We start from the raw sequence: 14,322 nt of genomic DNA on the forward strand, positions 1-14,322 counted from the left end.
GCTCTTTCTGGTTGCCGTGCTGGAGCAGAAGGTGAGGGACAAGACGCTGGCGGCGGCCCTGGTGGGGGCCGCCGCCAGCGGTGTGGGGTGGGTCAGTGGTGGGGTTAGCGGGCGGAGACGGTTGCCGGTGCCTGCTGCTGCTGTGCGTTCCAGGCCGCGTAGCTGCCGTCGAGTTCGACGACGTCGTACCCGGCCCGGCGCAGTGCGCTGGCCGCGACGGAGTTCCGCACCCCGCTCTGGCAGTAGGACACGATAGTGCCCTGGGCGGGGAGTTCGTCCAGGTGCCACATCACGCGGCCGCCGCTGAGCTGGTACGAGCCCGGGATGTGCCCGGCCTTGTGCTCGGTCTTGTTCCGCACGTCCAGGACCATCGCGGCGTCAAAGCCCTCGAGCTCTTCGGGGGCGATGAGCTTCGGGACACTGACCGGCAGGCCCTCGATCCCGGTGACGTACCCGGCGACCTTGTCGATGCCGACGCGGACCAGGTGATCCCACATCTCCTGCGCGGCTTCCTGGTCCGGGGCCAGCAGCACCAGCGGATTCGGATCGGTTTCCGGGTTCACCACCCAGGCGCCGAAGCTCGCCACGGACTTCCCGGCCGGAACATTCAACGCCCCGGTCACGGTGCCCTCGTGGACCGCATCGTTCGAACGGGTGTCGATGAACGTGACCGTGTCCGCTGCCAGGTCCTTCGCGACCGCCTCGCGGTCCAGTTCCTGCAGGGGTGCGCGCTCCCCCATCACGGCCGGGCCTTCCCGGTTTTCCCGCTTCATCCGCCCGAAGTAGGCGTGCGCGTCGGGCTGGCCGTCCAGGAGTTCATCGATGAAACCCTGCTCATCGTCCGCGGCCAGGTAGGGGCCCCACCAGGCGTAGAGCCGCTCGTAGCCGACCGTGGAGGACGGGATCGCCCCGAGGGCTTTCCCGCAGGCGCTGCCGGCGCCGTGGGCCGGATGGACCTGGACATAATCAGGCAGGGCCAGGAACTTATCCCGCAGGCTCGCGAACAGCTGCTTCGCCCCCACGAACCGGGTGTCGACCCCGCCGGCGGCCTCATCCAGCAGGTCCGGGCGGCCCAGATCCCCCGAGAACACAAAGTCCCCCGAGAGCAGGTACCCGGCCTGGTCACTGAACGCACCGTCCGTCACCAGGAACGCCAGGTGTTCCGGGGTGTGCCCGGGGGTGTGCAGGGCCTTGATGGTGATGTTGCCCAGGGTGATCGTGTCACCGTCGAACAACCGCTCCCCCTCGAACCCGTACTGCCAGTCCGGCCCGCCCTCACCGGAGACATAAATCTTCGCACCAGTCGCCGCGGCCAGCTCACGGGTCCCGGAGAGGTAATCGGCGTGGATGTGGGTCTCGGTCACGGCCACGATCTTCATGCCGTTCTTCGCCGCCAGTTCCTGGTACACGGCAATATCGCGGCGGCCGTCCACCACCACGGCTTCACCCTTGGCCTGGCAGCCGATCAGGTAGCTGGCCTGGGCAAGATCCTCATCATAAATACGTTCCAGAAGCATGTGCTCTCCTTCGCAAAGCGGCGGGGAAACCCCGGTTGACTACTCACAACAATAATACCCCCGGGGGTATCTTGCAAGTAGGTCCGGTTACCCTTCCGGGTATCCCCCGACGGGGCACAAAAAAGGGGAGGGTCCCCCGCCGTCGTGCTGAGCACGGGCGGAGAACCCTCCCTGTTCTTTGAACCTGCGGAACTAGAACTTGGTGTTCTTTTTCTTCTTTTCCGGCCAGGGGCCGAGCTTGTCCTTGGCTACCTCGGCTTCGCCGACTCCGGCGTCCGTAAGGTCGCCCACCTTGTGGACCTTCAGCATGTTCGTGGACCCGGCTTTTCCGGGAGGCGAACCGGCGGCAATGACCACCATGTCGCCGTCGTCCACGACGTCCAGGTTCAGCAGGCTGCGGTCGACCTGCGCCGTCATTTCATCGGTGTGGCCCACCATGGGCACCAGAACCGGCTGGATGCCCCAGGTGAGCGCCAGCTGGTTCCAGACGTGCTCCACCGGGGTGAACGCGAACACCGGGCGGACCGGGCGCAGCCGCGACAGGCGCCGCGCGGAGTCTCCGGACTGCGTGAACGCACAGATGTACTTGGCGTCCAGCTGGTCGGCGATTTCGACGGCGGCACGGGTGATCGCACCGCCGCGGGTCTTGGGCTTGGTGCCCAGCGGGGGGACGCGCTCCAGGCCGTGGACCTCGGTGGATTCAATGATCCGGGCCATGGTCTTGACGGTTTCGATCGGGAACTTGCCCACGCTGGTCTCGCCGGAGAGCATCACTGCGTCGGCGCCGTCGAGCACGGCGTTGGCGCAGTCGGAGGCCTCGGCGCGGGTGGGGCGCGGGTTGTCGATCATGGATTCCAGGACCTGGGTGGCCACGATGACGGGCTTGGCCCAACGGCGGGCCAGCTCGACGGCGCGCTTCTGCACGATCGGCACTTCCTCCAGGGGCAGTTCCACGCCGAGGTCACCGCGGGCCACCATGATGGCGTCGAACGCGTCAATGATCTCCGGGAGCTGGTCCACGGCCTGCGGCTTTTCGATCTTGGCGATCACCGGCACGCGGCGGCCTTCCTCGTCCATGATCTCGTGGACGCGGGTGATGTCCGAGGCGTCGCGGACGAAGGACAGGGCCACCATGTCCACGCCGCGGCGCATGGCCCAGCGGAGGTCGTCCTCATCCTTTTCGCTCAGCGCCGGCACGTTGACGGCCACGCCGGGCAGGTTGATGCCCTTGTTGTTCGACACGTAACCGCCAACAATCACCTGGGCGACCACCTTGACGTCGTCGACCTCGAGGGCGCGGAGGGCCACCTTGCCGTCGTCGATCAACAGCGCGTCGCCCGGGTTGACGTCCTCGGTGAGGCTCTTGAGCGTGGTGGAGCAGATGTCCTTGGTGCCCGGGACGTCCTCGGTGGTGATGGTGAACGTGTCGCCGACGGCCAGCAGGTGCGGCCCGTCCACGAAACGGCCGAGGCGGATCTTGGGGCCCTGGAGGTCCGCCATGATGGCAACGGCCTTGCCAAGCTGACCCGCCGCCTTGCGGACGTTCTCGTAGGTGTTGTCGTGCACGGAGTAGTCGCCGTGGCTCATGTTCATGCGGGCCACATCAACGCCGGCGTCGATCACTGCGAGCGTGTTCTCAAAGCTCGCAATCGCCGGTCCGAAAGTGGCCACTATTTTCGCGCGTCTCATATACCTACCCTAGTAGTCGATTGCATGGATGAAGTTGTTGGCGGAATGTAACTGCCGCCGGGGGCTGGCCGCAGGCCGGCACCGCCTAGAGGACGGCCATGGCCCGGTCGGTCGGTGCCACCGGCGCCGGCAGGATGGTGCTGCCCATCAGGAACTTGTCCACCGCCGCTGCGCAGGCGCGCCCTTCCGCGATGGCCCAGACGATCAGCGACTGGCCGCGGCCCGCATCCCCGGCCACGAAGACGCCTTCGGTGTTGGTCATGTAGTAGCCGTCGCGGGCCACGTTGCCGCGGCCGTCGAACTCCGCGTTGACCTGCTCCGTGATGCCCGCGGCTTCGGGGCCGGTGAAGCCCAGGGACAGGAACACCAGGTCGGCCGGGATGATCCGTTCGGTGCCGGCCTTGGGCAGGCGCTTGCCGTCGACGAATTCGGTCTCGGCCACCTTCACGCCGGTGAGCTTGCCGTTCTCGCCGACGAACTCCACGGTGGAGGCGAGGTAGGTGCGTTCGCCGCCCTCCTCGTGGGCGCTGGCCACCTCGAACAGGGTGGGGAACGTCGGCCACGGCTGGTGGCTGGCACGCTCCGCCGGCGGCTGCTTGCCGATGGCCAGGGTGGTGACCGAGGCGGCCTGGTGCCGGTGCGCGGTGCCGAGGCAGTCGGCGCCAGTGTCGCCGCCGCCGAGGATCACCACGTGCTTGCCGGCGGCGTTGATCTGGTTCTCCACCGTCTCCCCCGCCACCACGCGGTTGGCCGGGACGAGGTAGTCCATGGCGAAGTGCACGCCCTCGAGCTCACGGCCCGGGATGGGCAGGTCGCGCGGGACGGTGGCGCCGGTGGCCACCACCACGGCGTCGTAACGGCGGCGCAGCTGCTCCCAGGTCACGTCCGTGCCCACGGCGACGCCGGTCCGGAAGCGGGTGCCCTCGGCCTTCATCTGCTCCAGGCGGCGGTCCACCTGCTCCTTTTCCATCTTGAAGTCGGGGATGCCGTAGCGCAGGAGGCCGCCGATCTTGTCATCGCGTTCGTAAACGGCGACGGTGTGGCCCACGCGGGTCAGCTGCTGGGCGACGGCAAGCCCGGCGGGACCGGACCCGACGACGGCGACCGTCTTGCCGGTGAGGCGCGCCGGCGGCAGCGGGTTGACCCAGCCGTTCTCGAACGCCTGGTCCACGATCGAGACCTCGACCTGCTTGATGGTCACGGCGGGCTGGTTGATGCCCAGCACGCAGGACGCCTCGCACGGGGCCGGGCAGAGCCGGCCGGTGAATTCGGGGAAGTTGTTGGTGGCGTGCAGCCGCTCCATCGCCTCCTCGCCCTTGTCCCGCCACATGAGGTCATTCCACTCCGGGATGAGGTTGCCCAGCGGGCAGCCCTGGTGGCAGAACGGCACACCGCAGTCCATGCAGCGGCCCGCCTGGGCCTTCAGGACACCCTTTTCCTGCGCCTCGTAGACTTCCTTCCAGTCCATGATGCGGACCGGGACGGGGCGGCGGGGCTGGGTTTCGCGCTGACGTACTTTCAGAAATCCGCGTGGATCAGCCACCGGTCACCTCCAGGATTCGAGACCAAACTTCTTCGCCGTCGGGGTCCAGGCCCTCTTCGATGGCGTCAAGACGGGTTTGCAGGACGGCCGCGTAGTCGCGCGGCAGCACCTTCGTGATGCGGGCTGCGGTGTCGTCGAAGTTCTCCAGCAACCGGGCCGCGAGCAGCGACTCGGTCTCCTCGGAGTGCTTCACCAGCAGTCCATGGACAATTTCGCGGTCCTCGGCGTCGAGTTCGCGCAGCTGCAGCTCCCCGGCTTCGAGGGCCTGCTTGTTGACGCGCTCGGTCTGCAGGTCCAGCACGTAGGCCGTGCCCCCGGACATGCCGGCGCCGAAGTTGCGGCCGGTCCGCCCGATGATGAGCGTCTGGCCGCCGGTCATGTACTCGCAGCCGTGGTCGCCGATGCCCTCGACCACCGCGGTGGCCCCGGAGTTGCGGACCAGGAAGCGTTCTCCGACCTGGCCGCGCAGGAACATCTCGCCGCTCGTGGCGCCGTAGCCGATCACGTTTCCGGCGATCACGTTGCGTTCCGCCGGGAACACGTTGGTGCGGTCCGGGCGGACGATGATGCGGCCGCCGGAGAGGCCCTTGCCGACGTAGTCGTTCGAGTCACCGAACATCCGCAGCGTGATGCCTGCCGGAAGGAAGGCCCCCAGCGACTGCCCGGCGGTGCCGGTCAACGTGATGTCGATGGTGTCGGGCGCCAGCACGTCCGTGCCGAAGGTCTTGGTGACCCTGTGGCCCAGCATGGTGCCGACGGAACGGTCCGTGTTGATGACGTCGACGGCGATCTTGACCGGGCTGCGGTCACTCAGGGCTTCCGCGGCCATGGTCATGAGGCGCTGGTCGAAGTGCTTGTCCAGCTCGTGGTTCTGTCCGGTGAGGTTGCGCAGTGGCGCGTCGTCGTCGAACTCGAGGCCGTGCAGGATCGGGTCCAGGTCCAGCCCCTCGGCCTTCCAGTGGTTGATCGCCTCACGGGTGTCGAGCATTTCGGCGTGGCCGATCGCTTCCTCGATGCTCCGGAAGCCCAGTTCGGCCAGGATCTCCCGGACTTCCTCGGCGAGGAACTCGAAGAAGTTGACCACGAATTCAGGCTTGCCGTTGAAGCGGGAGCGCAGCTCGGGGTTCTGCGTCGCGACGCCCACCGGGCAGGTATCCAGGTGGCAGACGCGCATCATGATGCAGCCGGAGACCACCAGCGGGGCGGTGGCGAAGCCGAACTCCTCGCCGCCCAGCAGCGCGGCGATCACCACGTCGCGGCCGGTCTTGAGCTGGCCGTCCACCTGCACCACCACACGGTCACGCAGACCGTTGAGCATGAGGGTCTGCTGCGTCTCGGCGAGACCCAGCTCCCACGGCACACCGGCATGCTTGAGCGAGTTCAGCGGCGAGGCGCCGGTGCCGCCGTCGTGCCCGGAAACGAGGACGACGTCGGCCTTGGCCTTCGTGACGCCGGCGGCCACGGTGCCGATCCCCACCTCGGAGACGAGCTTGACGTGCACCCGGGCCGAGGGGTTGGCCCGCTTGGCGTCATAGATCAGCTGCGCGAGGTCCTCGATCGAGTAGATGTCGTGGTGCGGGGGCGGGGAGATGAGCCCGACGCCGGGTGTCGAGTGCCGCGTCCGGGCCACCCAGGGGTAGACCTTCTGCGCCATCAGCTGGCCGCCCTCGCCGGGCTTGGCGCCCTGCGCCATCTTGATCTGGATGTCGTCGGCGTTGGTCAGGTAGAGGCTGGTGACGCCGAACCGGCCGGACGCGATCTGCTTGACCGCGGAACGGCGCTCGGGATCGAGGAGCCGGTCCACGTCCTCGCCGCCTTCGCCGGTGTTGGACTTGCCGCCCAGCCGGTTCATGGCGATCGCGAGGGTCTCGTGCGCCTCCTGCGAGATGGAGCCGTAGCTCATGGCGCCGGTGGAGAACCGCTTGACGATGCTGGAGACGGGCTCCACTTCCTCGAGCGGCACCGGGGGGCGCAGCCCGGCCTTGAACTTCAGGAGCCCGCGCAGGGTCATGAGGTTCTGAGACTGGTCGTCCACGCCGCGGGTGTAGGACTTGAAGATGTCGTAGCGGCGCTCACGCGTGGCGTGCTGCAGCCGGAACACCGTCTCCGGGTTGAACAGGTGCGGCTCGCCGTCGCGGCGCCACTGGTACTCGCCGCCGCCCAGCAGCGGCTGGTGCGGCAGTTCGATGCCGTTCTCCGGGTACGCCATCCGGTGCCGCGCCGCGACCTCGGCCGCGATGACGTCCAGGCCGACGCCGCCGAGCTGGGAGTGCGTGCCGGCGAAGTACTCGTCCACGAGGTCCTGGCCGAGGCCCAGGGCCTCGAAGGTCTGCGCGCCCGTGTAGGAGGCCACGGTGGAGATGCCCATCTTGGACATGATCTTCAGGACGCCCTTGCCGAGGCCCTTGATCAGGTTGTAGACGCCGTCCTGCGGGGTGACCCCGACGACGTCACCGCTGGAGATGAGCTGCTCCACGGACTCCATGGCCAGGTACGGGTTCACCGCGGAGGCACCGTAGCCGATCAGCACAGCCACGTGGTGCGTCTCGCGGACGTCGCCGGCCTCCACCACGAGGGCGGTCTTGGTGCGGTTGGCGCTGCGCAGCAGGTGGTGGTGCACGGCGCTGACCAGCAGCAGCGACGGAATCGGCGCCCACTGGGCGTTGGAGTCGCGGTCGGAGAGCACCACGTACTGCACGCCGCGGTTGATGGCGCCGGAGACCTGCTCGCAGATCTCGGTGAGCCGGGCGCGGAGCGCGTTCTCGCCGCCCTCGGGCCGGTACAGGCCGCGGACCTTCATGGCGACCTTGTCGCCGTCGGCGGTCTCGATGTTGGCGATCTTGGCGAGCTGGTCGTTGTTGATCACGGGGAACGGCAGGGAAACCTGCGGCTGGCGGACCTGCTTGGTGTCCAGCAGGTTGCCGTTGGGGCCGATGGCGCAGGTCAGCGAAGTGACCAGTTCCTCACGGATGGCGTCCAGCGGCGGGTTGGTGACCTGCGCGAAGGACTGCACGAAATAGTCGAAGAGCAGCCGGGGGCGCTTGGAGAGCACGGCCACGGGAGTGTCCGAGCCCATCGCGCCGAGGGGTTCGGCGCCGGTGCGGGCCATGGGGCCGAGCAGGATCTTCAGTTCCTCGGTGGTGTAGCCGAAGGTGCGCTGGCGGATGTTGACCGAGGCTGCCGTGTGCACCACGTGTTCGCGCTCGGGCAGGTTCTTCAGGTCGATCAGGTTTTCCTTGACCCAGTCGGCCCACGGGTTGGCCGCCGCCACTTCGGCCTTGACCTCGGCGTCGTCGATGATGCGGCCGGCTTCGGTGTCCACCAGGAACATCTTGCCGGGCGAGACGCGGCCCTTTTTGACCACCTTGGAGGGTTCGACGTCGATCACGCCCACCTCGGAGGCGAAGACCACCAGGCCGTCCTCGGTGATCCAGTAGCGGCCGGGGCGCAGGCCGTTGCGGTCCAGGGTTGCGCCCACCAGGCTGCCGTCGGTGAAGGACACGGCGGCGGGGCCGTCCCACGGCTCCATCAGCAGCGAGTGGTACTCGTAGAACGCGCGGCGGGCCGGATCCATGGTGGCGTGGTTTTCCCAGGCCTCGGGGATCATCATCATGATCGAGTGTGTGATGGGCCGGCCGGAGAGCCAGAGAAGTTCCGCCACTTCGTCGAAGGACGCCGAGTCGGAGGCGCCGGGCGTGCAGATCGGGTACAGCTCCTCCGGGGAGTCCCCCAGCAGCGGGTTGGCCAGCTGCGACTGCCGGGCCCGCATCCAGTTGCGGTTGCCCTTGACGGTGTTGATTTCGCCGTTGTGGGCGATGGTCCGGAACGGCTGGGCCAGCGGCCAGGACGGGAAGGTGTTGGTGGAGAAGCGCGAGTGCACGATCGCGAGCTTCGTCTTGAAGCGCTTGTCCGAGAGGTCCGGGTAGAACGGTTCAAGCTGGGCCGTGGTCAGCATGCCCTTGTAGACGATGGTCCGGGAGGACAGCGACGGGAAGTACACGCCGAACTTGTTCTGGGCGCGCTTCCGGATGCGCCAGGCGCGGGAGTCCAGTTCGTTGCGCTCCAGCACTTCCCCGGTGCTGGAGGCAAAGAACGGCTGGGAGAAATACGGCATGCAGGCCCGGGCCATGGCGCCGACGAGGTCGGCCACCACCGGCACTTCGCGCCAGCCGAGGACCGTGAGGCCCTCGTCCGCGGCGAGTCCCTCGATGCCGGCTTTCGCCGCATCGGACTCGCGCTGCTCGGACGGGAGGAACGCCGTGCCCACCACGAACTGGCCGGGCGCGGGGAGTTCGAAGTCGGTGACGGCCCGGAAGAACTCATCCGGGATCTGCATCAGCAGCCCGGCGCCGTCGCCGGTGCCTTCATCGGCGCCCACGGCACCGCGGTGTTCGAGGTTGCGCAGTGCGGTCAGCGCGGCGTCCACGATGTCGTAGCCCGGCTCGCCCCGCAGCGTGGCGATGATTGCGAGGCCGCAGGCGTCCTTTTCCTGCTCCGGGTTGTAGAGCCCGGCCGCTTCGGGAAGCGCCGCGAAACGCTTGAAAGGTGAGATGGCGGCCTGTTCCGGCTCGGACCAACTGGGGCTGTGCAGGGTTTGGGTCATGGGAGACGTCCTTCCTCCTGATCGTGCGTATGGGAGGGACAACGTTGGCCCGCATCGGTGCGCCGGTGTGACGGGCACAACAAAGTGTTTTTCTTATTCGAATTGTAGGTCAGTGCCGCGTCCTGCACTAACAGTTACGCGGCCGCCGGCCTGGGCTTGCACGAACACCAGCTGTCTGCTGTCCGCTGCCTTCCCTGCTGCCACGACGCTGTGGAGACGGACTCTGCGAGGGGTAACTCCGCGGCCCGGTGTGCCGGGGCTGAGGCTACTTGGTGCCCTCAGCGTCCGGCGCGGTTCCGGTGGCCTGCTGGCCGGATGCTCCGGCCGCGGGCGCCCCAGCGGCGGGGGTGGTGCCGCCGGTGGATTCCTTTGACGCTTCTGCCGGGGCGGAAGCGCGGCCGGGACCGCTTTGGTTATCAGGGAGATTACCACGCGATTCACTATCTGAGACACCGGAATCCACATGGCGGACACTGGTACCGGAAGCGGGAACCGTGGGGGGAACCGTGGCCGGAACGGCGGCGGTTTCCTTGCCCTCTGTTTTCTTGCCCTCCGTGGACGAAGCTGCATCTTCCGTGCCTTCCGCGGCTGCCGGCTCTCCGGCTGGTTCGCGGCCGGGCAGGTACACCGTGTCCGGTTCGTCGCGCTTGCGCAGCCCCAGGATGATAAAGGCGGCCAGGGCGCCCAGCAGGACGAAGATGCTGGTCCAGACGTTCAGCCGGGTGGTGATGCCGAACAGGTTGATCTGCTCGGCGTCGTCGATCCGCATCACTTCGATCCAGACCCGGCCCAGCGTGTAGTACACCGCGTAAAGGCAGAACAGGCGGCCGCGGCGGAAGTTAAATTTGCGGTCCAGCAGCAGCAGGATGCCGACGCCGGCGAGGTTCCACAGGGATTCGTAGAGGAACGTCGGGTGGAACAGCGTGTCCGCGGCGGTGCCGACCGGGAAGTTGGGGTTGTCGGCGTCGATCTGCAGGCCCCAGGGAAGGGTGGTGGGCCCGCCGAACAGTTCCTGGTTGAAGTAGTTGCCCCAGCGGCCGATCGCCTGGGCCAGCAGCAGCCCGGGGGCGGCGGCGTCGAGGAACGCGCTGAGCTTGACGCCGGCCTTGCGGCAGCCGATCCACGCGCCGACGGCGCCCAGCAGCACGGCGCCCCAGATGCCCAGCCCGCCGCGCTGGAGCTGCGGAATCAGGGACAAGTCCCCCGTGCCGTCAAAGCCCGGGCCGAAGTACGCATCCGGGGAGGACACCACGTGGTAGAGACGGCCGCCGATGATGCCGAACGGGATCGCCCAGATGGCAATGTCCCAGACGCTGCCCTCCGGGGCGCCACGCTTGGCCCAGCGCACGGACGTCAGCCACAGGCCGGCGATGATGCCGAGCAGGATGCACAGGGCGTAGGCGTGGATCCGCAGTGACCCCCACGGGAGCGGGATGTCGAAGCCGGACCAGTCCGGGCTCGGAATGCTGGCGGGGATCATCGCCGCCGCGTGGAGGACTGACTGCATCTGGTTCAAGCTTCTTCCCTGGTGAGGCCGGTGCTGAGGTCTTTGGTCAAGGACGCTACGGCATCCACGCCGCCGTCGCCGATGGCCGCGACCAGCGCGGTGCCCACGATCACGCCGTCGGCGTAGGCGGCGATCTCCCGGACCTGGGCCGCGTTGGACACGCCCAGCCCGACGCAGACGCGGTCGGCGCCGGCGGCGTGGGCCGCGGCCACCACGTCCTTGGCCGCGGAGCTGACCGACGTGCGGGCGCCGGTGACGCCCATGATCGAGACGGCGTAGACGAAGCCGCGGCTCGCCTCAACAGTGCGCTTCATGCGCTCCGGCGAGGACGACGGCGCCACCAGGAACACCCGGTCCAGGCCGTACTTGTCCGAGGCTGCCATCCATTCGGACGCTTCATCCGGGATCAGGTCGGGGGTGATCAGGCCCGCTCCCCCGGCCTCGGCCAGCTCGCGGGAAAACTCGTCCACGCCCATCCGGACCACGGGGTTCCAGTAGGTCATGACCAGTACGGCGGCGTCGGTTTTGCTCGTGATGCCGCGGACGACGTCGAACACCTGGCGGACGTGGAAACCCTTGGCGAGGGCCTCGGTGGTGGCGGCCTGGATGACCTGGCCGTCCATGACCGGATCGGAGTACGGGATGCCGATCTCGATCAGGTCGGCGCCGTTCTCCGCGAGGGCGATGCCGGCGGCGATGGTGTCCTCGACGCTGGGGTAGCCGGCGGGCAGGTAGCCGATCAGGGCCGCGCGGCCCAGGGCCCGGGCGCGGTCAATGGCCGCGGCCGATTTGCTGGTGGCGGCCAGGCTGCCTCCGGCGTTCATGTCGACGTCGTTCACAGCTGCTCGCCTTCTTTCGCGATTTCGTGCTCGGGGGAATCCTTGTCCAGCAGGTCGAACCACTCCGCGGCGGTGGCCACGTCCTTGTCGCCGCGGCCGGAGAGATTCACGATCACGATCTTGTCGGCCGCGGTGCCTCCGGCGCTTTCAGCTTCGGCGGCAAGCCGCTGGCCCACCTTGATGGCGCCGGCCAGGGCGTGCGCGGACTCGATGGCGGGAATGATGCCCTCGGTGCGGCACAGCAGCCGGAACGCGTCCATGGCTTCGCTGTCGGTGATGGGCTCGTAGCTGACCCGGCCGATGTCGGCGAGGTAGGAGTGCTCCGGCCCGACGCCCGGGTAGTCCAGGCCGGCCGAGATGGAGTGCGACTCGACGGTCTGGCCGTCGTCGTCCTGCATCAGGTAGGAGCGGGCGCCGTGCAGCACGCCGGGCTTCCCGAGCGTGATGGTGGCGGCGTGGCGGCCGGTGTCGACGCCGTCGCCGCCGGCCTCGAAGCCGTAGATCCGGACCGAGGGATCGTCGAGGAAGCCGTGGAAGATGCCGATCGCGTTGGAGCCGCCGCCGATGCAGGCGCAGACGGCGTCGGGCAGGCGGCCGGTCTGCTCCAGGATCTGGGCGCGGGCCTCCTCGCCGATGACTTCGTGGAAGTAGCGGACCATGGCGGGGAACGGGTGCGCGCCGGCGGCGGTGCCCAGCAGGTAGTGGGTGTTGTCGACGTTGGCGACCCAGTCGCGGAGGGCCTCGTTGATGGCGTCCTTGAGGGTCTGCGAGCCGTTGGTGACGGGGATGACCGTGGCCCCGAGGAGTTCCATGCGCGCCACGTTGAGCGCCTGCCGGCGGCAGTCCTCGGCACCCATGTAGACCACGCACTCCAGGCCGAGCAGGGCGGCGGCGGTGGCGCTGGCGACGCCGTGCTGGCCGGCGCCCGTCTCGGCGATCACGCGGGTCTTGCCCATGCGCTTGGCGAGGAGCGCCTGGCCCAGCACGTTGTTGATCTTGTGCGACCCGGTGTGGTTGAGGTCCTCCCGCTTGAGGAAGATCCGCACACCGCCGGCGTGCCCGGCGAAGCGCTTGGCCTCGGTCAGCAGTGAGGGCCGGCCGGAGTAGTTTTTGTTCAGCTCCGCGATCTGCGCCGTGAAGTCGGGATCGGCCTTGGCCTTCTCGAAGGTGTCTTCAAGTTCGTCCAGGGCTGCGATGAGGGACTCGGGCATCCATCGGCCGCCGTAGGAGCCGAAGTACGGCCCGGGGGCGTGCCGCAGGGATTCACCGCCCTGCAGGAAGGCGTCCACGCCGCTTTCATCTGAGCCGGTTGCTGGCGCATCGACCATGAGTCTCACATCCATTTCCACTGCTAACTAGATCTTGGGTGCCGCGCGGCTGCGCTGCCGGCGTCCGGCCAGGCGCTGCCTGGGCCGGAGCGCGGATCAGGAACGGGCGGCGATTTCTTGGGCTCCGGCGGCCATGAACTCCGCGATGCGCTCCCGCGGGGTCGCATCGCTGACCAGCGCCTCGCCGACCAGCACCGCGTCGGCGCCGTTCGCCGCGTAGTGGCGGACGTCGTCGACGCCGCGCACTCCGGATTCGGCGATGACCAGCGCGCCGGCGGGAATGCCCCCGGCGAGGTCGGCGAAGACCGACCGGTCGACGTCGAGCGTCTTGAGGTTGCGGACGTTGACCCCGATGATCCGCGCGTCCGCGGCAACAGCCCGTTCGATTTCCTCGGCGGTGTGCGTCTCGACCAGCACGTTCATGCCAAGTTCGCGGCTGAGGGCGCTGTACTCGCGCAGTTGCGCGTCGGACAGGGAGGCCACGATCAGCAGGATCAGGTCGGCCCCGTGTGCCCGGGCCTCCCAGATCTGGTACTCGTCGATCATGAAGTCCTTGCGCAGCAGCGGAATGTCCACCGCGGCCCGGACGGCGTCGAAATCGGCGAGGGAGCCGTTGAAGCGGCGCTGCTCGGTCAGGACGCTGATCGCCGCCGCGCCGCCGTCGGCGTACTGGACGGCGAGCGAGGCGGGATCCGCGATGCTGGCAAGATCGCCCTTGGAGGGGCTCCTCCGCTTGATCTCGGCAATGACCTTGAGCTGGCCGCGCGCGGCGGAGGGGCCGCCCAGGGCGGTCCAGGCATCGCGCGCCGGGGCGGCAGCCGCGGCACGCTCCTTCAGTTCCGCGAGCGAAACGAGGCGCTGGCGTGCCTCCATATCCTCCCTGACACCGGCATTGATGTCATCGAGAACAGTCACGCTCAGTGGCCGGAGTTCTTCAGCTTGCTGCCGCCAACGCCGTAGCCGGCCTTGCGCATGACGAACCCGATGACCAGGCCGAGCAGCATGACCGCGCCGCCGGCGATGAAGATCGGGGTGTTGGCGATGACGAAGGCGATGGACATAATGAGGGCGCCGGCGAGCATCACGAAGACGGTGGTCCAGGCGGCGGGGCTGTTGCCGTGGCCGGTGGGTTCGCTGTGATCGATGTCGTCGTAGGAGTAGCCGGTTCCGGCAGCGGGCTTGGGGGCGGAAACAGGGGCGTTGCTCATTGAAATCTCCTCAGGGTGAATACTGCTTACATTCTGCCATTTTTTGACCGTGCTGTTGGCCGCATTGCGGGCCGTGCTGTTAGCCGCG

General features: G+C 68.1%; 9 protein-coding genes. All 9 read right to left on the reverse strand.

What is annotated here, in order from left to right; genetic code table 11:
* Positions 1–104: 104 nt before the first annotated feature.
* Positions 105–1,517 carry an MBL fold metallo-hydrolase gene (locus ACTWQD_RS12175; RefSeq protein ID WP_443196384.1) on the reverse strand — a complete coding sequence of 471 codons (1,413 nt, stop codon included), beginning with the start codon at positions 1,515–1,517 and terminating at the stop codon, positions 105–107.
* A gap of 192 nt (positions 1,518–1,709) precedes the next feature.
* Positions 1,710–3,206, reverse strand: coding sequence for a pyruvate kinase (pyk, locus tag ACTWQD_RS12180; RefSeq protein WP_443196385.1), 1,497 nt, complete (start codon positions 3,204–3,206; stop codon positions 1,710–1,712).
* An 85-nt stretch (positions 3,207–3,291) separates the two neighbouring features.
* Positions 3,292–4,749 (reverse strand): glutamate synthase subunit beta, encoded by a 1,458-nt coding sequence (locus ACTWQD_RS12185; RefSeq protein ID WP_443196386.1) that lies wholly within the window; start codon positions 4,747–4,749, stop codon positions 3,292–3,294.
* On the reverse strand, positions 4,742–9,352 hold the full coding sequence (gene gltB / locus ACTWQD_RS12190; RefSeq protein ID WP_443196387.1) for a glutamate synthase large subunit: 4,611 nt from the start codon (positions 9,350–9,352) through the stop codon (positions 4,742–4,744). The genes ACTWQD_RS12185 and gltB overlap by 8 nt, the downstream gene beginning before the upstream one ends.
* Before the next feature lie 265 nt (positions 9,353–9,617).
* Positions 9,618–10,859: a prolipoprotein diacylglyceryl transferase gene (lgt, locus tag ACTWQD_RS12195; RefSeq protein ID WP_443196388.1), complete on the reverse strand. Its 1,242-nt coding sequence runs from the start codon at positions 10,857–10,859 to the stop codon at positions 9,618–9,620.
* Between the two features lie 5 nt (positions 10,860–10,864).
* The gene (gene trpA / locus ACTWQD_RS12200; protein WP_443196422.1) at positions 10,865–11,683 is read right to left on the reverse strand and encodes a tryptophan synthase subunit alpha; all 819 of its coding nucleotides are present in this window, start codon (positions 11,681–11,683) and stop codon (positions 10,865–10,867) included.
* A gap of 11 nt (positions 11,684–11,694) precedes the next feature.
* On the reverse strand, positions 11,695–13,026 hold the full coding sequence (trpB, locus tag ACTWQD_RS12205; protein WP_443196389.1) for a tryptophan synthase subunit beta: 1,332 nt from the start codon (positions 13,024–13,026) through the stop codon (positions 11,695–11,697).
* Between the two features lie 96 nt (positions 13,027–13,122).
* Positions 13,123–13,941 carry an indole-3-glycerol phosphate synthase TrpC gene (gene trpC / locus ACTWQD_RS12210; RefSeq protein ID WP_443196390.1) on the reverse strand — a complete coding sequence of 273 codons (819 nt, stop codon included), beginning with the start codon at positions 13,939–13,941 and terminating at the stop codon, positions 13,123–13,125.
* A gap of 2 nt (positions 13,942–13,943) precedes the next feature.
* Positions 13,944–14,234: an HGxxPAAW family protein gene (locus ACTWQD_RS12215; protein WP_443196391.1), complete on the reverse strand. Its 291-nt coding sequence runs from the start codon at positions 14,232–14,234 to the stop codon at positions 13,944–13,946.
* Positions 14,235–14,322 lie beyond the last annotated feature (88 nt).

Origin of the sequence: Pseudarthrobacter sp. 1C304 (genome assembly GCF_052245515.1) — a bacterium.
GTDB lineage: Bacteria > Actinomycetota > Actinomycetes > Actinomycetales > Micrococcaceae > Arthrobacter.

Excerpts from the sequence above, each read along its gene's own strand:
- gltB (WP_443196387.1), bottom strand. The coding sequence starts at position 9,352 with ATGACCCAAACCCTGCACAGCCCCAGTTGGTCCGAGCCGGAACAGGCC.
- lgt (WP_443196388.1), bottom strand. The coding sequence starts at position 10,859 with ATGCAGTCAGTCCTCCACGCGGCGGCGATGATCCCCGCCAGCATTCCG.
- ACTWQD_RS12175 (WP_443196384.1), bottom strand. The coding sequence starts at position 1,517 with ATGCTTCTGGAACGTATTTATGATGAGGATCTTGCCCAGGCCAGCTAC.
- trpB (WP_443196389.1), bottom strand. The coding sequence starts at position 13,026 with ATGGTCGATGCGCCAGCAACCGGCTCAGATGAAAGCGGCGTGGACGCC.
- ACTWQD_RS12215 (WP_443196391.1), bottom strand. The coding sequence starts at position 14,234 with ATGAGCAACGCCCCTGTTTCCGCCCCCAAGCCCGCTGCCGGAACCGGC.
- trpA (WP_443196422.1), bottom strand. The coding sequence starts at position 11,683 with ATGAACGCCGGAGGCAGCCTGGCCGCCACCAGCAAATCGGCCGCGGCC.
- pyk (WP_443196385.1), bottom strand. The coding sequence starts at position 3,206 with ATGAGACGCGCGAAAATAGTGGCCACTTTCGGACCGGCGATTGCGAGC.